Genomic DNA, 17,036 nt, shown 5'->3' with positions numbered 1-17,036 from the left:
GTGAGCACCGCACCACAAGAAAAAGTTTATTATTTTGTTTGGAAGTCCCTAAGCAGGTGGGTATTGCCCACCACAAACTTTTGACTCTACTAATCGAGTTTAACTAGTGCAGCAAGGGTTGTGACTCAAAAACCCTCTCTAGACCTTAAACTTTTCAGTAATGCGCTTCATTGCTTCCTCAACATTCTCCCGACTGTTGAAAGCGGAAATGCGGAAGTAACCTTCGCCTGCTGCACCAAAACCAGAACCAGGTGTACCTACAACGTTACAGGTGTGCAGCAATTTATCGAAGAAGTCCCAACTGGATAAACCATTGGGCGTTTTTACCCAAACGTAGGGCGCATTCACACCACCGTAAACTGCTAACCCTCCTGCTGTCAGTTTCTCGCGAATAATTCTGGCATTCTCCATGTAGAAGCTTACCAACTGCTTTGTTTGCGCCTGTCCTTCTTCTGAGTAAACTGCTTCGGCTCCACGTTGTACGATGTAAGAGACTCCATTAAACTTGGTGGACTGTCTGCGATTCCACAACTTCCACAGTTCTACATCAGAACCATCGCTTGCTTTACCTTTGAGTGTTTTGGGTAAGACAGTAAGCGCACAACGTGTCCCGGTGAAGCCTGCATTCTTGGAAAAGGAACGAAATTCGATCGCACAATCTCTTGCTCCTTCAATCTCATAGATGGAGTGTGGAAGTTCTGGATCTGTAATGAAGGCTTCATATGCTGCATCAAAGAAAATGATAGATCCATGTGCTTTAGCATAGTCCACCCATGCCTGAAGATGTTCTCTAGTAGCAGTTGCTCCTGTGGGATTGTTAGGAAAACAAAGATAAATCAAATCGACTTTTTGTGAGGGAATTTCAGCAGTGAAATTGTTTTCAGCAGTAATTGGTAAATAAACCAAGCCCTCAAACTCACCCTTATCGTTAGCTGGGCCAGTATGCCCTGCCATAACGTTAGTATCTACATATACAGGATACACTGGGTCAGTCACTGCAATAACGTTGTCATTGCCTAAAATATCTAGAATGTTGCCGTTATCGCACTTAGAACCATCAGAGATAAAAATTTCACTAGCATCAACTTCGCATCCCCGTGCTTGGAAATCCTTAGCAGCAATTTTCTCCCGCAACCAAGCATAACCTTGCTCTGGTCCGTAACCTTTGAAAGTAGAGCGATCGCCCATTTCTTCCACAGCTTTAATCATAGCTGTACGACAAGCTTCTGGTAAAGGTTCCGTCACATCACCAATACCCAAGCGAATCACCTTAGCATCGGGATTGGCTTCTGCAAAGGTATTAACTCGCCGTGCAATTTCGGGGAACAAGTAACCAGCTTTTAGCTTAAGGTAGTGATCGTTAATAGTTGCCATAGGTAAATCGTGAAAAACGCCATAAATAAACAGCTTACTGCTAATTGTCACACACGATTACAAGAACAATTTGTCATTTGTCATTTGTCATTTGTCATTTGTCATTGATAAAGGTTTTAGGCGTTGCAAATCATATACTTTAAGAAAGTAGAGCAAAATTTAGAGCAGACCATTTTATGACTCAAGCCCTACCTAAGCTAGTTACTTACAACGAATTTATTGAGTGGTACCCCAATGATGGGGGACGCTATGAATTGCACAAAGGAGTTATTGTAGAGATGCCACCTCCAACGGGCGACCATGAAAATGTCATTGGATTTTTAGCCCAAAAATTTACCTTAGAGTATGCGCGTCTTCAGTTACCCTACCGCATTCCAAAAACTGGACTTGTCAAAACTCCTAATAATGAGACAAGTTATTCCCCAGATATTTTGTTGCTCAACCATGACAATCTCATCAATGAACCCTTGTGGAAAAAGCAATCAACTGTATGCTCTAGCGCATCAGTTCCCTTAATTGTTGAAGTCGTAAGTACAAATTGGCGCGATGACTACTACGACAAGTTAAGAGACTACGAAGAAATGGGTATTCCCGAATACTGGATTGCGGATTATGCTGCCTTGGGAGGTAAACGGTTTATTGGCAACCCAAAACAACCTACAGTGTCAGTGTGTCAGCTTGTGGGAGATGAATACCAAATCACCAAGTTCACTGGGAGTAGTCTCATTGTTTCCCCCACCTTTCCCGAACTGAACCTCACCCCACAACAGGTTTTTGATGCAGCGTTGTAGGTTGTACCATTTTGGATTTTAGAATTAAGATTTTGGATTGAGAAAATCGCCAAGCGTAATATATTACGTAGGTTGGGTTGAGGAACGAAACCCAACGATTCAGTTCCGTGTTGGGTTTGCGATCGCAAGAACCTCCTGGGAACCAAACCCAACAACTCGGTTCCGTGTTGGGTTTGCGATCGCAAGAACCTCCTGGGAACCAAACCCAACAACTCGGTTCCGTGTTGGGTTTGCGATCGCAAGAACCTCCTGGGAACCAAACCCAACAACTCGGTTCCGTGTTGGGTTTGCGATCGCAAGAACCTCCTGGGAACCAAACCCAACAACTCGGTTCCGTGTTGGGTTTGCGATCGCAAGAACCTTCTGGGAACGAAACTCAACAATTCGGTTCCGTGTTGGGTTTCTGATCGCAAGAACCTTCTGGGAACGAAACTCAACAATTCGGTTCCGTGTTGGGTTTGCGATCGCAAGAACCTCCTGGGAACCAAACCCAACAACTCGGTTCCGTGTTGGGTTTGCGATCGCAAGAACCTTCTGGGAACGAAACTCAACAATTCGGTTCCGTGTTGGGTTTGCGATCGCAAGAACCTCCTGGGAACCAAACTCAACAATTCGGTTCTGTGTTGGGTTTGCGATCGCAAGAACCTTCTGGGAACCAAACTCAACAATTCGGTTCCGTGTTGGGTTTGCGATCGCAAGAACCTCCTGGGAACCAAACTCAACAATTCGGTTCTGTGTTGGGTTTGCGATCGCAAGAACCTCCTGGGAACCAAACTCAACAATTCGGTTCCGTGTTGGGTTTGCGATCGCAAGAACCTCCTGGGAACCAAACTCAACAATTCGGTTCTGTGTTGGGTTTGCGATCGCAAGAACCTTCTGGGAACCAAACTCAACAATTCGGTTCCGTGTTGGGTTTGCGATCGCAAGAACCTCCTGGGAACCAAACTCAACAATTCGGTTCCGTGTTGGGTTTGCGATCGCAAGAACCTCCTGGGAACGAAACCCAACGATTCGGTTCAATGTTGGGTTTCGTTCCTCAACCCAACCTACCTAAACCTCTTCAAAACTCTGAATAGAGGGGAAGCCTTCTGGTTCTAATGAATGATTTCCCGGTCTGATAGAAAACAGCGTTTGCATTCGGGCTGCTTGAGATGCTTTCAACTCAGCAGTGACATCTGAAATAAAAAGAATTTTTTCTGGCACCGTTCCAATGGCAGATGATATCTTAGCATAGCTCTGGGCTTCACGCTTGGAACCAGTTTGAGTATCAAAGTAACCACTAATAAAACCCGTGAGGTCTCCTTCTTCGCTATAACGAAAGAGAAGTTGTTGTGCTTGAACACTTCCAGATGAGAAAATATACAAACGTTTGCCAGCACTTGTCCAACGTTGAAAAGCAGGCTTGACATCTGGGAATATTTGTGATCGCAGTCTACCATCTCGATACCCTTGCTCCCAAATCTTGCCTTGTAACGATTTCAAACCAGTCGATTTACGGTCAATAGAAATCAGATAATGAATGTAAGGAACAGCAAGAGTTACCTCTGTTTCTTGCCAACTAGGTACTGACACCCCCTGTGCGAGATCCGTTTCATACTCTTTTCTCAACAATTGCAGATCGGTTTGAACCTCGGTATCTTGCTGATGGGTTGTGAGAAAATCAGTCACGCGATCGCGAGCAAACGGAAATAACACTCCAAAAACATAATCAACTGGGGTAGTTGTCCCTTCAATATCGAGAAGAATCACTTCCATTAATGGTTAGTTGTTAGTTGTTAGTTGTTAATGGTTGGTAGGGGCGCAAGGCCGCCGCGCCCGTACATGGTGGTAGTTAATAAACATTAGCCATTACCGACACCCCAAACTATCGCGAGTTGCTACACCTGTCACGGGATTAACCCCATCAGCTCGTTCGCACATCAACTTCGCTTCGTAAGTGTCTAGGATTGCACCAGAAAAATCGGCTCCTGTAATTTTTGCACCGTAGAAGCGACTGCTTGTTAAAATCGCATCAGTAAAAATGGCGTTCGTTAAATTGGCTTCACTAAAGATGACGCGATCGGCAAATGTTCCTGAGAGATTGGCTTCTTCCAAATCTGCTTTCAGTAATGATCCCTTACTCATAATGGTTGCTCTCAGATTTGTTCTTCGGAACTTTGCCTCCTGCATATTTGCTCCTGCAAGGGACGTTCCTTCTAAATTTTTGTTGGAAAAGTCTTGGTATCGTAAATCGGCAAGTGTATAGTTAACGGTATTTTCCTGTGCCATGGCTGGAGAAATATCTAAGAGTAACCAGCACCCTGTCAGCAACAGAAAAAACAGTACGCTGACAATAAATTTTAACCAAGCCTTTATCTGACGCTTCATTAATACTATCCAGAACGTATATTTCATGTCCCAAAACTTTTCATTTATCCCCAAAAGGATTCTCTAATTTTAATTCTGCAATAAGCGCGAAAATCACGTACATTGCGAGTCACCAACGCTGCTTTCTGGCATAGAGATGTTGCAGCAATCACAGCATCTGGTAATTTGATTTTGTGTTTCCGCTTTAGAGCTATTGTCCGATTCTCAACTTTCCTTGAAATTGGTATTGAATCAAACTGACTTAATAAATCCTCAATAACCTCTTTCTCTTTATTCGACAAACCAGAAAAACAAAGTAGCTCTATTCGTACAATTGGCGATGTTTCAACATAATTATTATTGAGAAAAGCATTTGAGAAATATTCAGAAACCGTTTCATCTCCCGTCAAATAGTAAATAAAAATATTTGTATCATAGAGTTTATTCCCATTCCTCTCGCACCGTATCTAGATGAGCTAACATTGCCTCTTTCTGATGCTGAAGAATCCCTTTAGCCTTAGCAACCTTGCCATAATCCCGTTGCCATGACACTAGAATTGATTCTGGTAAATCTAGTACAAGCGATTCCTCATTTTCAGAAACAACATAACGCCTAGGAATAGTCACCAAGGGCATAACCAGCACTCCCGATTCTTACTTCATAAACCCATTATTACTTAAACTGGCAAAGTCAAACAACTGAGTATCAGCAAGATGAGATGGGCAAACATTTTGAACGCTACAGAGCAAACTCTCCACTCTTCCGGGGTATGATTTTTCCCAAGCTTGCAGCATCTGTTTTATTTGTGCTCTTTGCAAATTTTCCTGGGAACCACAAAGACTGCATGGTATAATTGGAAATCTTTTTAAGTTCGCGTACTGCTCAATGTCGGACTCAGCGCAGTAAGCTAATGGTCGGATAACGATATGTTGTCCGTCATCACTCAAAAGTTTTGGAGGCATGGCTTTGAGTTTGCCTGCATAAAACATATTGAGAAACAAAGTTTCCAAAATATCATCCCGATGGTGTCCCAAAGCAACTTTAGTCGCGCCTTCTTCACTTGCGACTCTGTAGAGAATGGCTCGTCGCAGGCGAGAACATAAACTGCACATTTTCTTTCCCTCAGGGATAACACGTTTTACAATACTGTATGTGTCTTCTTCTACTATCCTGTAAGCTACTCCTAGAGATTCTAAATACTCTGGCAGTAGGTGTTCTGGAAATCCGGGCTGCTTCTGGTCTAAGTTAACAGCAAGAATATCAAATTTCACTGGAGCTTTACGCTGGAGAGTCAGCAGCAGGTCTAGCATGGTGTATGAATCTTTACCACCAGATACGCACACCAGAATGCGATCGCCATCCTCAATCATGTTGTAGTCACGAATGGCTTTTCCTACTAAAGTACGTAAATGTGCTTCCAGTTTTCTAAAGCTTTTTGAGCTATGAACCTCCGTTGCTTCCATAGGTTATTCTCCAAAGAACGATCTTATTTATTTTAATCAGGTAGCATGAACCATTTTCTTACTGGCAAAAAATTGGTATTCCTTAAGGAAGGATTCTTATTTTTGCCCCTGCAAAAGCAAAACTCAAGTAGTTAACTTTGCATTTTTGAATCAAGGAGCGATCGCCAATGTCAGAATTCCAGAGAGTCTCACTTCGCCCAATGGACGAGTATAACCAGACATTGGTATCCTACGTGCATCCACCTGCTTGGGTAAATCCTCAGCCTGCCGAGCGTTACGACTTAGTAGTCATTGGTGCCGGTACAGCAGGATTAGTCGTAGCCGGAGGTGCAGCACTTTTAAATATAGGTTTAAAAGTTGCCTTAATTGAAAAACACCTCATGGGAGGGGACTGTTTAAATTTTGGCTGCGTACCATCCAAATCTATCATCCGGTCATCCCGTGTGGTAGGAGAAATGTGGAATGCAAAAAAATTTGGCATTAATGCGCCCAAATATGTTGACGTAGACTTTTCCTCTGTTATGGAAAGGATGCGACGCGTAAGGGCAAAAATTAGCCCTCATGACTCAGCTGAACGGTTCCAAAAAATGGGCGTGGATGTCTTTTTGGGTAGTGCGCGGTTTGCTAGCGATGATACTGTAGAGGTTGGAGACAAAACTCTCCGCTTTAGAAAAGCAGTCATTGCTACAGGAGCAAGAGCTGCACAACCCTCAATTTCAGGAATTGAAGAAGCAGGATATCTAACTAATGAAACTGTTTTTTCTCTGATCCAAAAACCCCAAAGTATAGCAGTCATTGGTGCTGGTCCTATTGGCTGTGAATTAGCACAAACTTTTCGACGTTTTGATTGTGAAGTCACACTCTTTCATCAAGGAACTCATATCCTTAATAAAGAAGATACTGATGCTGCTGAGATTATCCAAAAGGTTTTTGCTAGAGAAGGAATTCGCTTGGTCTTGGGGGGAAAAATACAACAATTCGAAAAAACCAAAGAAGGCAAAACGCTTTACTTCAGCCACAATGGCAAGACAGATGTTCTCTCAGTTGATGATATTTTAGTAGGTACGGGACGCGTCCCAAATGTGGAAGGGTTGAATTTAGATGCCATTGGTGTGGAATACGATCCCAAACAAGGTGTGAAGGTCAATGATTATCTTCAAACCACAAATCCCAAAATTTATGCAGCTGGTGATATATGCATGAACTGGAAATTTACTCACGCGGCTGATGCCGCCGCACGAATAGTCATCAGAAATGCACTCTTTTCTCCTTTTGGATTGGGGCGTCAAAAACTCAGCAACCTCGTTATGCCCTGGGTCACTTACACCGATCCCGAAATTGCCCATGTGGGAATGTACGAACGTGAAGCGCAAGAAATGGGGATTGATGTTGCGACGATTAAAATTCCTTTTACTGATGTTGATCGAGCCGTGACTGATGGTGAAGAAGAAGGATTTATCAAAATTCTTCATCCCAAAAAGAGCGATCGCATTCTCGGTGCGACAATTGTTGCTCGTCATGCAGGCGAAATGATTTCTCAACTCACCATAGCTATTGTTAACAAGATAACTTTAAGCCAGTTAAATCAAGTTATTTATCCGTATCCAACACAATCTGAAGCTATTAAAAAAGCAGCAGATACGTACTATCTTTCTAAGACTTTGACACCAAACATTAAACGATTGTTAGCTTGGGTGAAACAGTTTTCTTGATAGGGGTTAGGAGATTGGGCATTAGGCAAAAGGGGATTGAGTATTAGTTATCACCTCTGCTCCCTCACTCAGAAACTCCCCTAGGGCAAACGCATCTAAAATTTGCCAAGAATGAGCTTGACAAAAATCTGTATATAATGAAATCGAGTTGAGTATAGTAAAAAAAATTACAATTGCTAGAACGCAATTTAATTGTGATGCAAGCGATTGTGCTATGTTGTGGGACTCAATTCGACCATAACCGCTCTATATTAGTTGATGGTAACTATGCTCTATATCGTTTAAGCCTGGAGTTATTAAGCCCCAAACGCAGCTATAGTACTTCAGCACCCGCTTCTTCTTAGCGAGCGCGTATCGTGAAGTCAAATTCCCTACTCGTGACATACCTCAAAAGTACTCCACATTTAGATGGGTTGATATCAAAATTGACGACAATCTAATAGCAGAGGTAGCCGCGTCGGTACACTACGAGGTGCTCTCTGTGTCTTTATGTTTTTTTATTCAACTTCTTTGACGATCATCTCCTTTAAATTGACTTTATGAAGTTTCAATAAATATTCATCAATAATTCGAGAGATACTGGTTTTATCAATTCAGTAAATTTTGGGATTTACCAAAAATAAAAAATAGCAAAGAATTGATTATTAAGCGAAAAACATTCTTTGACTTCTCTCGCAGTCGCACATTGCATTACTCTGCATGGGAAGAAAGAACTACTCAGAATGTTCCTATTGATTTTAAGCCAGTTTGGAAGGAGGCAATTTACAATAACTCGAGAGGTGACATTATCAAAATGGAAGATGTCTGGGTAGGTGATGTTTCTACACCTCCAATTGAGTTTCGCCTCTTCCAACCCTAAACTGACTTTGAATCATTCTGGATACAGAAAGACTATTTTCTTGCAAGGTATTATTGTACAGAGGATATAAAAATGCTGCTAAAAAACTGTTCCACAGCTACCTACAGTGAAAGCACACAATCTGATTTTAGACACAACTCTATCTGTAGGTTTACTGGGGATGCTGCCATACTTTGCCTTGTTAGCATTTTGTATGTGGCAGGTCATCCAGTCACCCTATCGTGGCATAGAGGCAGTGGCGATCGCCTACCTCGCGTTCACCTTCACGTGGTTTGAGTGCGCTCAATTCACCCATCTGGTTTGGTGGTCGCTCAGTTTCAAAGGAATGTCTCTCACCCGTGAAAAAATCCTACCTTAAGCACGAAGCGGACAGTCGTGACTGGTTTTCTGGGCACTATCATGGATAAACTCTAGAATCAAGTAATTTTTTGATTATTATACTCTAGCCAGAGTGATGAAAGAGCGCTAGGAAAGCCAATTATTTAGTAGTGATTCTTAAAGATTCATTATCCGAAGGAAGAAGATAGTAGCGAGGCGATGACAATGCTTTGGGCGCAAAGTTTTAACCAATATTCCACACTCCTGACTGTCAAAATCGGCGCAAGCGTATTTTTACTCATTTAGAAGCTGTAATTTATACCAATATCAAGTCATTTGATATCTTGTCTAATATATTCACTGGAATAACCCGCTCCAAAGCTCACATCGCTCAGTATATCTAATTACTAATTAGTGGTTAGTAGGGGCGCAAGGCTTTACGCCCCTACTAACCACTTACCACTTTTATAGTTCTGAGGGCGTATTTGGGGCGACAGTTTCCCCAGTACCTATATTTAAGACCAGATCTTGGTCTGTGATTAAATCTGAGAGTTCCTTAACTTGCAAATTCATATCCTCACACGCTTTTTGTAATTCTTGTGCGAATCGGTTAAGGTCATCTCCATAGCCACACTGGTAAGCAGCAGTTTCAATTCCCTGCTTGGCATTCGCTCTTGCACAATCGACTAGTTCAGTGCCTTTTAATGGTGTAGGGGATGCCATACTCTTAGTTGTTTGTTACTTATTGCCTCTTGTTTAGGTTATCAATTACTTGCTAGAGACTCATCCTTCAAACGGTGGACTATGTCTCTTTCTAGCGAATGGAATTCGCTGCCATACAGGCAAAACCCGCCTGCGCGGGTTCAAAATTCCTAACTTTCTGTTAGTCCGCGTCGGCGGATGAGCGTTTGTGTAGTTGCGAATTTTACTCGCCCACGTTTTTTAAAACATCTTCTAAGCACTAATTGTTGGTTTATACAATAGGTTGCGAGTGGCTACCATGCTTGATACTAAAAGATCCATATCTTCTTGGGTATGGAGGGCATTCACAGTAATGCGAATCCGGGGTTTAGCAACAAACCAAATGGGAGACACCCAAACACCATGGTTTGTCATAATTTGTCTACCAAAAATCTTGGGATCGATATCTGGTGGTAAAACAACTGGAACAACATTAGTTTCGCCAATTGCCATAAAGCCTTGCTCGAGCAAGCGCGATCGCAAGTAGCGAGTATTCTCCTGAAGTTTTTTCACTCGTTCTGGAAATTGCCGTACTTGGCGGATACTCTCTAAAGCCGCTGCTGCGAGTGGTGGCGATAAAGAAATTGTCCCAATAGAGGTTGGGGAGACATTTAACAGTGGTTTTAACTCTGAAATATGAGTGCTGATTGCAGCGCCTGCTGAGGCAGCAAATTTCGAGAACGTTGTCATAATTAAAGGTATAACTCCACGCTCAATTGCGTAAGACGGTAAAATACCAAAGTGTTCGTATATTCCTCTTCCTGTAGAACCAAGAGCACCACTTGCATGGGCTTCATCCATCAGGAGGACGCTACCTTCATACTTACGCATGACTTCGATCATTTCTGGCAGGGGAGCAATATCGCCATCCATGGAAAAGACCGCATCAGAAACCACTACAATGCGATCGTTGGGGCGGACGTGGCGATACATTTTACGAGCCAAGTCTTCTACATCACAGTGGCGATAAGCTTTGACTCGGACGCGTGGGCTGTGACCAAACACCTTACCTGAACGAGTTCCAGCATTGACGATTGCTGAGACAATACAGCCATGATTGAGGACGTCTGTAAAAATAACAGTCTCTCTGGTATTCTGGAATCCCGGTACTGGGATTGCCAAGTGACAGAAGGCATCCATAAAAGCTTGCATTGCCATCCAAGCATTTAAAAACAGTTGCGTATGAGGCAAATGTTTAAAAGCTGAAATTTCGTCCTCTAGCTGTTGATGTAAATCGATACGACCGCTTAAAACTGAGCAAGAACTGTTAGATGTACCGTACTTAAGAATAGAATCAATAGCCGCTTGCTTGACTGCTTCTTCTTGAACTAGCCCTAAGATGTCGTTACTACAGAAGCTGAGAACAGTCCGATGTTCACCAGTTGCCACTTCTGTAATCTCTACCAAATTCCCCTGCTTTTGATGACAAATAAACTCGTCTGGTTCGAGTCCACTCTCGTACCAACGCTGGACATACTCTTTGACAATTTGCACTCTTCTACTCCTCTCACCAAACATCGTTTGTCTCGCAAGACAGGTGCCTTTTATCTATGAAAAGAAAGAGGCAACGATCGCTGTCTTCTACCGTATTCCTGATTTGTTGGCGTTATCGCCCCCCCAAATTTTGGGGTTAAGTGTGCCTTGGGTTGTGATTTAATACATTTTTACATGAATTTTTGATATTACTGGATTATCAGCTATTTTCCTCTATGGACATGACTTAAGTTATAGACATGACTTAGGTATAGTGTTTACCTGCTGTTCAATGACCACCAGAATAGCGTAGTTGGTTCCCATATTTTTGTGCTTGTGTTGTTTATTGCTGCTAGAATACATAACTGTGTAATTCCTCTGTGTGAACCTATTCGTCTCAGTAACCGTCTAATTTAGCAGTACGGTATATTTTTATTCTGTGAACTTATTCACCTCAATATTCTGTTTAAATTTCAGAGTTATCAAAAATATCTCACATTTTATCGATGTTACGCGATCGCAAGCTGTTAGTGTTGCTTTTAGCAGGTTCTTTGACAACAATGGCGGGGGGGATTGTTGCCCCTGTGTTGCCAGAAATGGCGCAACAACTCAACCTCAATCCGGGGTTAGCAGCTCACTTAGTCAGCATCCACTGCTTGACAAATGCTGTGTTTAGTCCTTTATTGGGTATCTTGGCAGATCGAGTCGGTCGCTTGCGTGTTTTGATAGCTTCATTGCTCCTCTATGCTCTGTCTGGTACGGCGGGGGGTTTTATGCGATCGATAGAGCTATTGTTAGTGACACGAAGTTTGCTTGGCATTGCAAGTGGTGGAATTGCTGCGGCGAGTCTGGGCTTATTAGCTGGTATGTATGAAGGTCAGGCGCGAAGTCAAGCCCTGGGTCAAGCAACGAGTACTCTAACAATCGCTGGTATTTTCTTTCCTCTATTAGGTGGTTGGGTAGGCTCATCTAACTGGCACTTTACCTTTTATTTATATGGTTTGGGATTGCCACTGGCAATTTTTGTCGCCTTAACTTTAAGGACAAAGCAGTCGGTACATAAAAAAGCAAATGTAGTTTCAACTCGCGATAAACTCCGCCAAGTTTTTAGCAATCAATCTGTACTGTGGTTGTTACTAACCCTTGGGTTGGCTTCCATTGTGATGTATTCTGTAGTTATTTACACACCTCTTTACCTGAAACAAACCATAGGAGTTGGAGCAGTCCTCAATGGAGTTGTTTTAGCATCACGGGCAGTTGGGGCTGCAGCCATCTCAGCATTTGGTGCTCGACAACTCGCCAAAAATATCGGTACAGAACGTTCCATCGCAGTCGGATTTGGATTAATGGCGCTGACACTGGCAACAATTCCCTTACTCCGAGAACTCAGCTTAATTCTGATAACAGCGGTGCTTTTTGGTGTTGGTTTTGGTATCGTCATGCCCAATATCTACAGCATTCTGGCAAATCTGGCTCCTGTAGAACTGCGAGCGAGCGTACTCGCCGCCGGAACAGGCGCAGGCTTCCTGGGTCAGTTCCTTTGTCCCATCCTGCTTGGACAGGCGCTTAATTATGGTGGAATTGAAGCAATATTTTATACTTCGGCAAGTTTATCTCTCGCATCTGCAGTGCTGCTGATATTTTTTTCTACAAATGGTAAATTGGCAAAAAAACAGGGATTAGGGAGTAGGGAGTAGGGAGTAGGGAGTAGGGATTTTCCTTGTTATACCATTTCATACTAAAGTTCGTCCTTGCTCGTACACTCCGAGAGGGCGGGCCTTGACGCCCACCCCACTCCCCACTCCCCACCCCCTACTCTTCAGGTAACCTAACCTCCTGTTCTATTGTTAACCCTCCCAAAAAACTGCGATCTTCGCTGATGTGAGGAAATTTCAGTTGAGAATCGGGAATTCCTTTTTGCAACTGGCGTTTCCGAACAATAGCAAAGCTTCCCGCTCCTAAAATCCGCAGTCTTGGAGGAGGTACCTGATTCTTGCGTTTGGAACCGTAATAGACGTTAATCTCTTTGAGCCTGCGGTCAAAGCTAGTAAGGAAAGCTTGGGGATCGCTCAATTTTACACTGGGAGCAAGTTCAATGTTTACCAGGTAGTGAGCGGGAAACTCATTCTCTGACAAAGTGATACAAAAATCCTCAAGGGGTAAGCCAAATTCTTGCTGCAAAACTTGCATCACTTGAGTGGCATGAAATTCAGTTGTTTTTTCTGTGGTAGAAGAAAGTATTCCGCCACGACGGTAACGAAAGACGATCAGGGGGGCTTGCTCGTAAAATCCTAAAACTTCAACAACATCACCAATATCGTAACGGTAGAAGCCACTGTAGTTAGTCATCAGGATGCGGTAGAGTTTTCCTGGTTGAACTTCTGTAGCGAGTAGGGTTTTCGGATGTTCTTCCTCCCATTGGTCTTCTGGAATAAATTCAAAAAAGCCAGTTTCTATAGCAAGGATGCTGCCATCGTTGTTGAAGTCATTATAAATACTCAGTGTGCCTTCTGCTGTGGCAAACACTGCACCAAATACGGGAGTGTCTCCCAAGTAGTGAGGAAATCTTTCAAAGTAAAAATCTGAAGTTCCTCCTCTTGCAGTGGCAATGTAAGACAGATTGGACCAAGCTAATTTTGGGGTAAGGCGTCCTTCTGAGTGTAAAATTTCTCGCAGTTGTGCGGCGCGATTCGGATTGGCTGACCATCTCCGTTCTAATTGGAACCGCAATTCGGGTTCGAGTTTCAACCAATCGGCTATTGTCCCTTTGTCTATATCTCGGATTAAATCTTCTGCGTATCGCTCAAGGTAGTTGCAAGTTCTGAGGATCAGCATGGGAAAGTTAGCGATCGCTCCTCGCATGGAGGGATCATTCAGGGAAAATAAAAAGCACAAATAGTGCCGTGTTATGCTATCCTCTGCCTTTAAGGTTTCATAGGGATGAGCAAAGAGTTGTTCGTAGAGGAATTTTCCCATACGCAAAACTCCCGCACTTCCCGGTCCGTAATCAATACCCCCACTGGTACGCCCTGTTATTTGCGCTGTGTTGGTGACTAGCAGTTTGCCAAAATTTTTTTGCCGCGATCGCAGTGCTTCATTCAAAAAACCGATGCAAGTCAGGTTAGCCCATCCCAAAGAGTTCTGAAATCGTTTAGTAACGGGAATTAATTTCTGGTTTCCTGTAGATCCACTAGTCGTATTTAGATAGACAACCGGGTCTGGTGTAAGGAGGTTTTTTTCGCCTTTGGCAATACGCTCAACGTAAGCTTCGTAACCACTGTAAGGTAAAATTGGAACCTGTTGTCGAAACTGGTCAATGGTTTTGATATCTCTTAACCCATATTTACGACCTAATTCAGTATCTTTGTGGGTTTGCAACAGCTTGCGTAAAAACTGTTCCTGTACGGCATCAGTTTGACGGATGTTCTTAACAAAATTTTCTTTAGCACGTTCAGCGACAAATGTCAAAATTGGTAGCAAGAAGTTTGTCATGAAACTATCTGACTAGGTTACTGATTAAGGCAAAAAAACTTAATTTTGTAAAAATTAAGTTTCTTCTTAGAGGTTTTGGGCATAAAATTTATACTTGAGCCGCAGCAACAGTTGGCGAATTTACCTTCAATCGCTTAAACATAGCCTCCCTCGCCTGCATAGCCAAGGTATCATCTAGAGGTGACAGTGTAATAGGCCGTTGATACTTCAACCGCAAAGCAGTTTGAATCAACCAATCAGCCACAAAAGGATTTTTTGGTAACAGAGGACCGTGAGAATAAGTTGCGATCGCATTCTGATAAAATGCCCCTTCTGTTCCATCTTCACCATTATTACCCAATCCATAAACGACACGCCCGAGTGCTTCCACCTTTCCGAGCTTGGTACGTCCACCGTGATTTTCAAACCCAATCAAATATGGCTTGCTACCTGTCATCTCCTCCAAGTCTCGTGCTAAACGAGTTGCACTGACTTTTATAACCAAATTACCGATACAACGCCGGACATTTTCTCCTGGATGCACGGACACCATATCTAATATGCCCAAACCTTCAATCCGCTGTCCAAATCCAGGTTCATAGTAATGTCCCAATAACTGAGGTGAACCACAAGTAAATACTCCTGGAGTCCCATTTTCTATCTTCTCCCGCATAGCTTCTGCTTTCGCACCTTGTAAATCGCGCATGACAATTTCTTGTTGACGATCCTGTGCGCCACCACCCACAATGACATCAACCGAACGTATATCATCTGCAGTAGAACTTTGATCTAGAGGCAATACGCGGACACTATATCCCCGCCACTGACTACGATGTTCTATACAAATAACATTACCGCGATCGCCATAAGTACTCATCAGTTTTGGATACAGCCAACCAATTGTTAATTCATATTGTTGATGATTCATAAAATTCCTTAAATAAGTCACTGGTCACTGGTCACTGGTCACTGGTCACTGGTCACTGGTCACTGGTCACTGGTTTATAATATCTTCCTACCAATGAGAACTTCTCGCACTTCTAGCATGGCGGAATAGGTAGGGAGAATGTGTAATGTTTCATTATCTGGAGTGTTTTCCAGTGCTGTTGCGATCGCTTGCCGCAAATCTTCTTCTACAATGAGTTTAAAATGACTTTCCGGTGTCTTTTCGCTATAGCGGAGGCGTAATGCCATGTCGTAAACGCGATCGCCACTGACAACTAAAGTCCCTCCTCTTTCTACTAATTTTTCTGTATCAACATCCCAAATCCAAGATACATCTGTACCATCGGGTATTCGGTCATTTAATACAAACAATGTGGTTTTGTCACTGCTTTGAGTCACAACCCGAATTGTTTCATTTGTTCCTACAGGATTTTTTGATAGTAAAATTCGGACTCGCTTACCGTTTATTTCTAACTCTTCAGCACGACCAAAAGCCGCTTGAAAGTTACTAATTGTCTCTCGAATAGTTGCTTCATCTACCCCCAATTCAATCGCAGCAGTAGCAGCAGCTAATGTGTTGTATTTGTTGTACAAACCAACGAGAATTTGCGACCAATCATTGCTATTAAGTTCCGGTTGACTTCTCTGAAATCCACAGTTGGGACAGTGGAAATCTCCCAAGTGAGACAAATAAACTCCTTTGTAGTCGAGGGAATGTCCGCAGCTAGGACAAAAGATAGAATCGACAGCGTGAGGAATCTCTTCTAGATAATTCTCCGGTTCATTCAAGCCAAAGAATAAAACCTTTTGGGGTAATTGCTGACCGAGAAGCGATAGTGTGGGATCGTCAGCGTTGGGAATAACGACTGTTTCTAGTGGTAAGGTAGAAATCACTTTTGTCCAGCGCTTGCTAATGACATCGACTTCTCCATATCTATCCAATTGGTCCCGAAATAGGTTTAAGCAAAGAACAATCCGAGGCTGAATCGGTGCTAAAACCTTCGGTATGATATTCTCGTCTACTTCTAGTATTGCGTAATCAACATCTAGTGAACCTACTATGTTGGTAATTTCCAACATGGCAGTTATCAAACCATTTTCTAAGTTAGCACCTGTGGAGTTGTGAGCAACCCGATACCCCTTGCGTTCCAGTATTGTGCGTAGAAGCAGCGATGTCGTGGTTTTGCCATTTGTCCCGCCAATGAGAATCACTCCATTTTTCACTTGCTTGCTCAATAATTGCAAGAGGCGCGGTTCGATGCGACGGGCGATGGAACCCGGTAAAACACTTGCTGCACCCAGGCGTAGCGATCGCACCATAAAAGTTACACTTTTTGCTACTGAGACAGCCAAACCCAGTCGCAATCTATCTATAAGTTGAATTTTGTTGCCCACATCAGTACCCTAATTTGTTAACGTTAATAACTTATAACCTATGGAAGGGGAGTGGGGAGTAGGGAGTAGGGAGTAGGGAGGGGTAGGGACAAGGGGGATAAGGAAGAATAACTTTTGCCCAATGCCCAACACCCAATCCCCAAAAGA

General features: G+C 43.0%; 18 protein-coding genes. 7 read left to right on the top strand and 11 right to left on the bottom strand.

All coding sequences use genetic code 11. The features are described from left to right. Positions 1-138 precede the first annotated feature (138 nt). A complete protein-coding gene (locus WA1_RS45960) occupies positions 139-1,374 on the bottom strand; it encodes an LL-diaminopimelate aminotransferase (RefSeq protein WP_017744282.1) in 1,236 nt (411 codons plus the stop codon). Positions 1,375-1,550: 176 nt separating this feature from the next. Here WA1_RS45960 and WA1_RS45955 point away from each other — a divergent pair, with 176 nt between their 5' ends. From WA1_RS45955 to WA1_RS54205, 3 genes are all read left to right on the top strand, one after another. Next, the gene (locus tag WA1_RS45955; protein ID WP_017744281.1) at positions 1,551-2,165 is read left to right on the top strand and encodes a Uma2 family endonuclease; all 615 of its coding nucleotides are present in this window, start codon (positions 1,551-1,553) and stop codon (positions 2,163-2,165) included. 77 nt (positions 2,166-2,242) lie between these two features. Continuing rightward, entirely contained in the window at positions 2,243-2,572 is a 330-nt protein-coding gene (locus WA1_RS45950; protein WP_148662901.1) for a cell wall anchor protein, read from the top strand. 42 nt (positions 2,573-2,614) lie between these two features. Continuing rightward, positions 2,615-3,241: a hypothetical protein gene (locus WA1_RS54205; RefSeq protein WP_081403074.1), complete on the top strand. Its 627-nt coding sequence runs from the start codon at positions 2,615-2,617 to the stop codon at positions 3,239-3,241. Here the strand turns inward: WA1_RS54205 and mtnC are convergent. From mtnC to ttcA, 5 genes are all read right to left on the bottom strand, one after another. Then, complete coding sequence (mtnC, locus tag WA1_RS45940) at positions 3,216-3,920, bottom strand: acireductone synthase (protein WP_017744279.1); 705 nt, start codon at positions 3,918-3,920, stop codon at positions 3,216-3,218. The two genes, WA1_RS54205 and mtnC, sit on opposite strands and share 26 nt — an antisense overlap. A gap of 93 nt (positions 3,921-4,013) precedes the next feature. Then, positions 4,014-4,532, bottom strand: coding sequence for a pentapeptide repeat-containing protein (locus WA1_RS45935; protein ID WP_017744278.1), 519 nt, complete (start codon positions 4,530-4,532; stop codon positions 4,014-4,016). Positions 4,533-4,576: 44 nt separating this feature from the next. Then, positions 4,577-4,921, bottom strand: coding sequence for a type II toxin-antitoxin system VapC family toxin (locus WA1_RS45930; protein WP_017744277.1), 345 nt, complete (start codon positions 4,919-4,921; stop codon positions 4,577-4,579). 31 nt (positions 4,922-4,952) lie between these two features. Continuing rightward, on the bottom strand, positions 4,953-5,147 hold the full coding sequence (locus tag WA1_RS45925) for a hypothetical protein (protein ID WP_017744276.1): 195 nt from the start codon (positions 5,145-5,147) through the stop codon (positions 4,953-4,955). An 18-nt stretch (positions 5,148-5,165) separates the two neighbouring features. Then, positions 5,166-5,975: a tRNA 2-thiocytidine(32) synthetase TtcA gene (ttcA, locus tag WA1_RS45920; protein WP_017744275.1), complete on the bottom strand. Its 810-nt coding sequence runs from the start codon at positions 5,973-5,975 to the stop codon at positions 5,166-5,168. A gap of 167 nt (positions 5,976-6,142) precedes the next feature. Here ttcA and WA1_RS45915 point away from each other — a divergent pair, with 167 nt between their 5' ends. From WA1_RS45915 to WA1_RS56235, 3 genes are all read left to right on the top strand, one after another. Continuing rightward, the gene (locus tag WA1_RS45915) at positions 6,143-7,687 is read left to right on the top strand and encodes a mercuric reductase (protein ID WP_017744274.1); all 1,545 of its coding nucleotides are present in this window, start codon (positions 6,143-6,145) and stop codon (positions 7,685-7,687) included. Between the two features lie 637 nt (positions 7,688-8,324). Then, the gene (locus WA1_RS45910) at positions 8,325-8,546 is read left to right on the top strand and encodes a hypothetical protein (protein ID WP_017744273.1); all 222 of its coding nucleotides are present in this window, start codon (positions 8,325-8,327) and stop codon (positions 8,544-8,546) included. Positions 8,547-8,652: 106 nt separating this feature from the next. After that, positions 8,653-8,904 carry a hypothetical protein gene (locus tag WA1_RS56235; RefSeq protein WP_272819369.1) on the top strand — a complete coding sequence of 84 codons (252 nt, stop codon included), beginning with the start codon at positions 8,653-8,655 and terminating at the stop codon, positions 8,902-8,904. A 425-nt stretch (positions 8,905-9,329) separates the two neighbouring features. Here the strand turns inward: WA1_RS56235 and WA1_RS45905 are convergent, their stop codons facing one another. Beyond that, a complete protein-coding gene (locus tag WA1_RS45905; protein WP_017744272.1) occupies positions 9,330-9,587 on the bottom strand; it encodes a hypothetical protein in 258 nt (85 codons plus the stop codon). Positions 9,588-9,818: 231 nt separating this feature from the next. Continuing rightward, on the bottom strand, positions 9,819-11,099 hold the full coding sequence (locus tag WA1_RS45900; protein ID WP_017744271.1) for an aminotransferase class I/II-fold pyridoxal phosphate-dependent enzyme: 1,281 nt from the start codon (positions 11,097-11,099) through the stop codon (positions 9,819-9,821). A 485-nt stretch (positions 11,100-11,584) separates the two neighbouring features. Between WA1_RS45900 and WA1_RS45895 the strand changes: the two genes are divergently transcribed. Beyond that, complete coding sequence (locus WA1_RS45895) at positions 11,585-12,775, top strand: MFS transporter (RefSeq protein WP_066613289.1); 1,191 nt, start codon at positions 11,585-11,587, stop codon at positions 12,773-12,775. Positions 12,776-12,890: 115 nt separating this feature from the next. Here the strand turns inward: WA1_RS45895 and WA1_RS45890 are convergent, their stop codons facing one another. The 3 genes from WA1_RS45890 to WA1_RS45880 form a co-directional block, all read right to left on the bottom strand. Continuing rightward, complete coding sequence (locus tag WA1_RS45890; RefSeq protein WP_017744269.1) at positions 12,891-14,570, bottom strand: GH3 auxin-responsive promoter family protein; 1,680 nt, start codon at positions 14,568-14,570, stop codon at positions 12,891-12,893. 88 nt (positions 14,571-14,658) lie between these two features. Continuing rightward, the gene (locus WA1_RS45885; protein ID WP_017744268.1) at positions 14,659-15,477 is read right to left on the bottom strand and encodes a type 1 glutamine amidotransferase; all 819 of its coding nucleotides are present in this window, start codon (positions 15,475-15,477) and stop codon (positions 14,659-14,661) included. A 74-nt stretch (positions 15,478-15,551) separates the two neighbouring features. Continuing rightward, complete coding sequence (locus WA1_RS45880) at positions 15,552-16,889, bottom strand: Mur ligase family protein (RefSeq protein WP_017744267.1); 1,338 nt, start codon at positions 16,887-16,889, stop codon at positions 15,552-15,554. Between the last annotated feature and the right edge of the window lie 147 nt (positions 16,890-17,036).

This window comes from Scytonema hofmannii PCC 7110 (assembly GCF_000346485.2).
GTDB classification, from domain to species: Bacteria; Cyanobacteriota; Cyanobacteriia; order Cyanobacteriales; family Nostocaceae; genus Scytonema; species Scytonema hofmannii.
Note: the sequence above shows the minus strand (reverse complement) of the source record. Positions and strands in the feature narration are given on the sequence as shown.